Below are 7,384 nucleotides of genomic sequence, written 5' to 3' on the forward strand. Positions count from 1 at the left end.
GCCATTTGCTACAGTTCCCCAAAATCAATTGATGCACATCTCACCAACCAATTTCTTTCTCTGTAATGCTCCCCTCAGTGGCATATCTTGGGCGGTATTCCTACCCAAGACAGGAGTTCTAACGTCTAGACAAATCCTAAAGCAGATTTGGTTCGACTCCTCTTCATTTTGGCATTCATGGTCGCCCAAAAACCACACAGCTTGTCATATAGACGGCTGTGCAAAATAAAATTTCCTAAAAGGAACGGGTAGAGGACGCAGAGATGCGTATTTTTGCAAACAAGCAAGCTCTCCATCCGCCCCCTGCGTAGCGTGACCGAGCCATTTGGCATGGCAGTCCGCTTCGCCGAGCGTGGGTAAAACTACCTTCCTATTAGTACGCAGTCGAAAATAAATTTTCGACTGCTAGGAAAGCTAACAAGTGATTGAAAGAGGATGGTCAGTCCTCCCGATCAAAGAGAAACAGGAGGGTTGGTCGCCCCTCCTGTTTGAGATAAGTCAAACGATTAGGGCGCATCCATCTTTCAAAAAGAAGAAAACTTGTTTTTAAAGAATTGCGTCATCTGATGGCTACTTTAGGTGAAAAAATCGTCGGGGGCAACGTCTACCTTCGTTAATTTTAGGAACGACTTAACTACGGAATCCGTTGCCCCCGAAACGGAGCAAAGCTCCGTTTGACAAACAGCGAAGCTGTTTGTTTCTAAAAGCTTTGCTACGCAAAGCTTTTATTTCTTTAGCTTCAAATTCATAAAGGACTATTCACTTTTATTGATTTTACTATTACAGTTTTACTACTACAGAATTTTAAGCGCAGGGAAGGGGGCATGATTTTTTACGCTACATCAGATGAAATTGCTATGATCGGCATTCTCAAGTGTGTATCTATCGGCAAAGCTACTTACTATAAGAAAATGCTGATTGATCTAGATAAAGCGGAAGGTGCTTTGACTTCTCTTATTAAGAAATACAACGTGGCACTTGGCAGAGCCACGACTTCCCCTGAACACCCATGTGCTGGGCACATGGTTGTGCAGTTGAATCAGACATTACTTGCCAAGCAAAAGTGTATGGTTTACCTCTTGGTCACTTTGCCGATTGCTGTCCGTTCCCAAGCCGATGTATATAAAAAAATGGTTGACGATCTCGAAGTCGTGGAAACAGGAAATGTTACGCCTGAGCATAGAAAAAAGATTGCTGTGCAATGGCAGAAAGCCTTTATCAAAAAGGCTTTCACCACCAAAAACAACCCAAATCCTGATGACTTCTCTTGCTTAGAGTGGGAGCATGAACGGCTTTATATCTACACCAAAGATCAGATTAAGAAGCTTGTTTTACGCAGATCCGAGTACACAGATCGGCAGAAGAAGAAGCAGTCTGCTTTGGATGCTAAAAGAGTCGAAAATGGTGAAGTGCCTAGAAATCTGAAAACTGTACGTTGGACATGGCATCTCACACCACACTATGCCAAGTACCTGAAACGCATCGCTGAGTTGAAGATAGACCAAGCAATTTTGGCGAAGAAGTCGCAGAAAAAATCTGAGATCGAAAATCAACGGAAGATTGAAAACAGGAAGTTGTCGGATGATGCCAAAAAAGCAAGCTCACCGACTAAGGCTGAAATTGGACGCATGGTTAAGCTGACCCCAACTGAAGTTGCAGGCTGTGTCAGTGACGCAATTTTTTTGGTAAAGCACATGCCTGCATTTAGCGGTACTGCGAGTGATGTAGGTAAGATCGTCAGTGAGATTGAATGGCGGTTTAATGGCAAAGCTATCAAACAGTCGAAAGCCGTTCGTGCGAAAGATAATAAAGCAAAAACTGCTCCCCTACCGATAACCAATGCTTTTAAAGTCAAAGAGTTAGCAAGCAGGGCAGGCTTTAATGCTTCAAGATTTGAGTTTAAATATCATTCCTTTGCCGAGCTGAAAGATGCAATCGAGAACTATAGAGAAGGCTTGGACGAGTCGCAGATCGTAAAAAAAGAAAATGAAATCCTTTCACTATATGAAATCGAAAGACGGCATGTAACCAAGAGCTTAAAACAGAAAAATACAGAAGGTGCAAAGCTTAGCGGTGGCGTGGTTGAGGAAAAAATTAAAGACAGCCTTGCTAGTAGATTCCTCAAATTCACAGGCTTTAGGAAAACCGCACCTGATGGTAGAGATAAACCAAATGAATAAGCAAACCAAAAAAAGCATAGCTTTTTTTCTTGTCGTCCTCTGCGGTGTCGGCTTCCTAAACTGCAAGTCGAAAGAACCATCACAAGCATTAGATGAGCAAAGGGAACAAGAAGAAAACATGGAACACTACAAATGAAGTATTTAATCTAAGTACAGAACTGAATTTTTTTCTATTTTGATAATCTTCTTTCGCTGTAAATTAGAGATTAGAGTTGTTCTATCCTCTTCTGAAATAGATCCTTTGAATTGAAACATGGCATCAATGAAATTTTCCAAGGTTTTTAATTTACTTGGGCGATTTTTAAGTAGGCGTTCTGATACGTAATCTACATCGAGAAAGTGTTCCTCTTTTACTTTTTCAACATATTGTTCTTCTTCTTCTTTTCTTCCGACTTGAAGAAGAAGCTGAGCTAATCTAAATTTATCTCGATAAGATAGCTGTAAAGTTAAGTCTTTAATTTCTTCGTACGTCATATTATTAAATCGATATTTTTAAAACCCTATTAATTATAAAGATTTAGTACATAAAATCTATTCTATTTTAAGAGTAATCAAAAACATTGACCAAGTTTACAGGGTTACAGTAACCTTGTTGTTGTAAAATTACAGCAAGTTACAGGGTGTGTAACCTATGAAAAAAATGAGAGTAGGAGAGCTTGCAAAGCTGTATGGAATTAATCGACAAAGTATCTATAAGCGCATCAATAAAGGGGAGCTTTCTAAATCGGCAGATGGTTTAATAGATTTTTCAGAAGCACTGCGAGTTTTAGGTGAACCCTCCGAAAGGGGAGTACCTGTAACCGAGTTACAGCAACAGGTTACAGAAAATATGACAGAGAGTTACACCCTAAAGTTACAGGTGGAAATTCTCGAAAAACAAGTAAAAAAATTAGAAGAAAATGAGAGATTTTTAAAGGAACAAATTACAACTAAAGATCAGAGTATTCATCTTTTGCAGACTCTACTTTCAGCACCAAAGCCGAATGAGCCAAGTATAAAAAATGAGAAAGTCACCGAAGAAATAGCTCCCCAGGTTCTTACTGAATCATTGCCGATAGAAACCGCGTTGTATTCAGGGAAACAGCAAAAAGACAATGAGCCAAAATCACGTAAAAAAGGTCTTTTAGGGCGTGTTATTGGTGCTGTCTTCGATGTTTAATTCCTGATGGTAATTTTTTAACTATTTAAAAACAGCAACATACATTTTTGTTTGTTGTGCATTTTTTTAATAATTCGCAATAAAATGAATAACTTAACAAGGTTGTAAAATTGGTGTACACTTTTTCGCAGACGAAAAAAAACTCGATGTGGCGTCGAGTCTTCTTTCGGTAACTTGATGAGAAATTAATCTCAACTAGCAACAACAGATATATGAAGCCTGATTGTAGCCTAGTTGAGCCGACTAATTCAAATATTTTTGAAGGACAACATGGCTCTAAAAAAACAGCTAGACCTGTTTTTTGATGATCTTGCGTACTATCCGCACTGCACAGATAATTTTGCGGATGGACAATACAGAACGAAAAAAACAGAAGCGATTAGAAAGAAATATATCGAATTTAATCAGCCTTGCCTGATTAGTTACTTTGTCTTTGATCTCGATTACCCTGAATCTGCACTTGCTTGGCGAGAAGAAAACTTGCCTGAGCCTTTTTGGGTAGCACAGAACCCGAAAAATGGGCATGTGCACGTCTGTTATCGCCTTTTGTTTCCTTACCCAACAACCGAAATTGCAAGCATTAAGCCGATGCAGTACGCTGCAAAAATTCAGGCTGCTATGGCTCGAAAACTCAAAGCTGATGCAGGGTACAGCCGAAAACTGACCAAAAACCCATATAACCCTGCTTGGCGGATGATGTACTTCACAGATAAGTCTTATTTGCTCGATGAGCTTGCCGACTATGTTGTGGTTAAAGCACTTAGGAAAAGCGAGCAAGATCAAGGTTTAGGGCGTAACTGCACCATGTTTCAGCAGGGCGCAGCATGGGCTTATACCGCAGTCATGGAGTTCAAACAGGCAAACACCCCTTTCCAAATGTGGCACAACGCTGTCAAAGACCGCCTAAAGGACATAAACGCAGGTTTTCCCGAAGCCTTACCCTACTCAGAAGTTAAAGCTACAGCAAAGAGCATAGCGACTTGGGTATGGCAAAGATTTAGTGAACAAGGTTTAAAGCAATGGCACGCTGAGAAAGGGCGTAAAGGTGGGCAAAAATCTAAACGTGGAGCTAAAGCTGATTCTGAGCGTTCTACAAAGCCGTGGGAAGCTATGGGAATCAGTCGAGCAACTTACTATCGCAGACAGAAAAAACAAGAGAAAAAGTGAGACCAAATAAGCTATATCAGATATCCCCTCGAAGAGGGGGTATTTTGGCTGTCACTATGGTCAATTTTAGGAATGTTCCACGATCTCAGCCTAGGCTATTTTTAGCTGTTTTTACCTAGTTAATTTCTTTATTTTAAGCTTCATTATTTCAAGAGAGTTTTATAATTGTTTCCTAAATTAAGATTTAAAGAGTTTGATGGTGATTGGCAAAAAACTACGATTGGTGCTAAATCGGAAATAGTTACAAGTGGTTCGCGTGATTGGGCACAATATTATTCTGATTCAGGTGATAAATTTATTCGAATGACTAATCTTGTTCGTAATGGGATCAATTTAGATTTATCAGATTTAAGATTTGTTCAATTGCCTGTTGGTTCTAATGAAGGTAAAAGAACAAGTTTAGAAAAAGGTGATATTTTGATTTCTATTACCGCAGAGTTAGGAAAATTAGGTTGGATACCCGAAGGATTAGGAACTGCTTATATTAATCAGCATACAGCTTTGGTCAGAATGAAAAATACTCTGGACTCTAAGTTTGTTGCTTATGCGCTTTCTACTGAAAAATATAATAATAAATTAAACAGTTTAAATGATTCAGGTGCAAAAGCTGGATTGAACCTTGGATCTATTAGGAGTTTTGAGTTAACTATCCCATCTAAACCCGAACAAACCCAAATCGCTTCTTTTCTTTCTGCTGTTGATGAAAAGATTAGTCAACTGACCAAAAAACATGAGCTGCTGAGTCAATACAAACAAGGAATGATGCAAAAGCTGTTTAGTCAGCAGATTCGTTTTAAAGCGGATGATGGGAGTGAGTTTGGGGAGTGGGAAAGTAAGACACTTGGGGATGTTGCTGACATAGTTGGAGGGGGAACTCCATCTACTAATAACGAAGAATATTGGAATGGTAATGTTGCATGGTTAACTCCATCAGAAATAAATAAAAAATTTATAGGGAGGAGTAAACGTACTATTTCAGAATTTGGCGTTCAAAAGTCATCGGCAAAGAAACTCCCTATAGGGACAGTTCTTTTTACATCTAGAGCAACAATTGGTGAAGTGGCAATATCGACTGCTCAAGTTACAACTAATCAGGGGTTTCAATCCTTTATAGTCAACTCAAAAATTTTAAATGAATTTTTATATTATTGGATTGTAAAAAATAAACAGCAGTTTATTGAGCGAGCTAGTGGATCAACCTTTCTCGAAATTAGTAAAAGTAAAATTCAACCGATGAAAATATTGTTACCTTGCATCGAAGAACAAACAAAAATCGCCAGCTTTTTATCTGCCATTGACCAAAAAATTGAAGTCGTTGCACAGCAAATTGAACAAGCCAAACAGTGGAAAAAAGGCTTGTTGCAGAATATGTTTATCTAAACGTTTAAACCCACATATTTCGCTCTATTTTGGCCTTTTAAAGGCTACTCCTTAAGGGAGTGTTACTTTCTTGGAAAAGTGGCTAAAAACGCAAATGGTGCGATTCTATGGCTATTAAAAGATAAAAGGACTAAAGCAAAAGTGCGATAGTCCTTTTAAATTGTGATAAATCTCGTTTGATGGAGATCAATCGCTAGATTAAGAAATTTCAGCTAAGAAATTAAATAACCTAGTTGAAAGTTTAGTAATAACAATAAGTTAAAACTAATTTGGAGTTTTGAAGCTCCATAACTAAATTTTTATGAATCTTTAACCTCGATTGCATCTGCAAAAAAACTCAGTGACCAAACTGAAATGCGAGCAATGTCATCAAAAAAGACATAAAAATTAAAATGTTACACTACCATAGGATAGTTCTCGTATCGCTGAGAATTGCGTCAAAACCTCAAAAGCCGTTTTGAAAGCTTACAAATTTAGGGAATTGCTCCTGAGTTGTTTAGCCCAAAAAGGGGCAGGGTACAAACACCTCCTGTCATTTCAGTGACAAGCTCCTAGCTCCGCATTTTTAACGTCTTCGCTCACGTTCCGACTTAACCTGTCGGGGGTGATGCTTAAGTGCATCAATCTTTTGACTTCTCTCAACTGAAACAGATCTACAGAAACCACTCTGTATCCAACATCGTTTGTAGTAAGGGCGACCAAACCCTTACCCACTTTGCTGAATCACTATAGAAACCACCCATAGCAAAATCAAATTTCGTTCTCTTCTTTACTTGTGACCACATTAAAACCTTACGGTTACTCTGCTTAGCCTTTCGTCCTCAGAACTCTTTAACAAGTCGAATTATTACCAATAAACAACATTGGTTGACTCACGTCACTTAGAAACTTCGTTTTGTACTTGACCGTTTACTTTTGGTAGTTACTCCAAAAGCTCGTTTTCGCTCTTGCTACTGCGATTCGTGAAATCGCTCCTACTTGGCTAATCTCCCAATGGTTGAATTGGCTATGAACCAAAACAGTTGCTCTAAAAATCAAGCTGAACATGCTTACAATCGCATGAACCTGCACCATCTTCCCCACTTATCTCCAAAACTACTCGAATGCTATCAGCCTTCCTATAACCCTTAAAGCCTTGTCCATTACAGACGTGTCACACGTAAGTCGTCGTTCCGCAAACTTACTTAACAGGTGTCCAACCCAATATCAGGTCGGTTTCTTTAAAGGTCAGGATAAAGCTCCTACATACTTTCCCACTTGCTTCACACTTTTCGGTTTTAACCGAAAAGCCAGAAGCTTGTTCGGTTGAGCTATTTACACGATGCTTTCATTTCTGAAAGCACCACAAACTTCGAAATATCATATATTTCAGCCATTTGCTACAGTTCCCCAAAATCAATTGATGCACATCTCACCAACCAATTTCTTTCTCTGTAATGCTCCCCTCAGTGGCATATCTTGGGCGGTATTCCTACCCAAGACAGGAGTTCTAACGTCT

5 protein-coding genes are annotated in these 7,384 nt (G+C 39.0%); 4 read left to right on the forward strand and 1 reads right to left on the reverse strand.

The features are described 5' to 3' along the window. Positions 1 to 824: 824 nt before the first annotated feature. A complete protein-coding gene (locus tag FTU95_RS14380; protein WP_180078845.1) occupies positions 825 to 2,180 on the forward strand; it encodes a hypothetical protein in 1,356 nt (451 codons plus the stop codon). A 141-nt stretch (positions 2,181 to 2,321) separates the two neighbouring features. Here FTU95_RS14380 and FTU95_RS14385 read toward each other — a convergent pair whose 3' ends face one another. Continuing rightward, positions 2,322 to 2,654: a hypothetical protein gene (locus FTU95_RS14385; protein WP_180078847.1), complete on the reverse strand. Its 333-nt coding sequence runs from the start codon at positions 2,652 to 2,654 to the stop codon at positions 2,322 to 2,324. 157 nt (positions 2,655 to 2,811) lie between these two features. Here FTU95_RS14385 and FTU95_RS14390 point away from each other — a divergent pair, with 157 nt between their 5' ends. From FTU95_RS14390 to FTU95_RS14400, 3 genes are all read left to right on the forward strand, one after another. Then, positions 2,812 to 3,339 carry a plasmid replication DNA-binding protein gene (locus FTU95_RS14390; RefSeq protein WP_180078849.1) on the forward strand — a complete coding sequence of 176 codons (528 nt, stop codon included), beginning with the start codon at positions 2,812 to 2,814 and terminating at the stop codon, positions 3,337 to 3,339. A gap of 270 nt (positions 3,340 to 3,609) precedes the next feature. Further along, a complete protein-coding gene (locus FTU95_RS14395; protein ID WP_180078851.1) occupies positions 3,610 to 4,506 on the forward strand; it encodes a replication initiation protein in 897 nt (298 codons plus the stop codon). 165 nt (positions 4,507 to 4,671) lie between these two features. Then, positions 4,672 to 5,886, forward strand: coding sequence for a restriction endonuclease subunit S (locus FTU95_RS14400; RefSeq protein ID WP_180078853.1), 1,215 nt, complete (start codon positions 4,672 to 4,674; stop codon positions 5,884 to 5,886). Positions 5,887 to 7,384 lie beyond the last annotated feature (1,498 nt).

The organism is Acinetobacter sp. YH12208, from assembly GCF_013418055.1.
Taxonomy (GTDB): domain Bacteria; phylum Pseudomonadota; class Gammaproteobacteria; order Pseudomonadales; family Moraxellaceae; genus Acinetobacter; species Acinetobacter pseudolwoffii.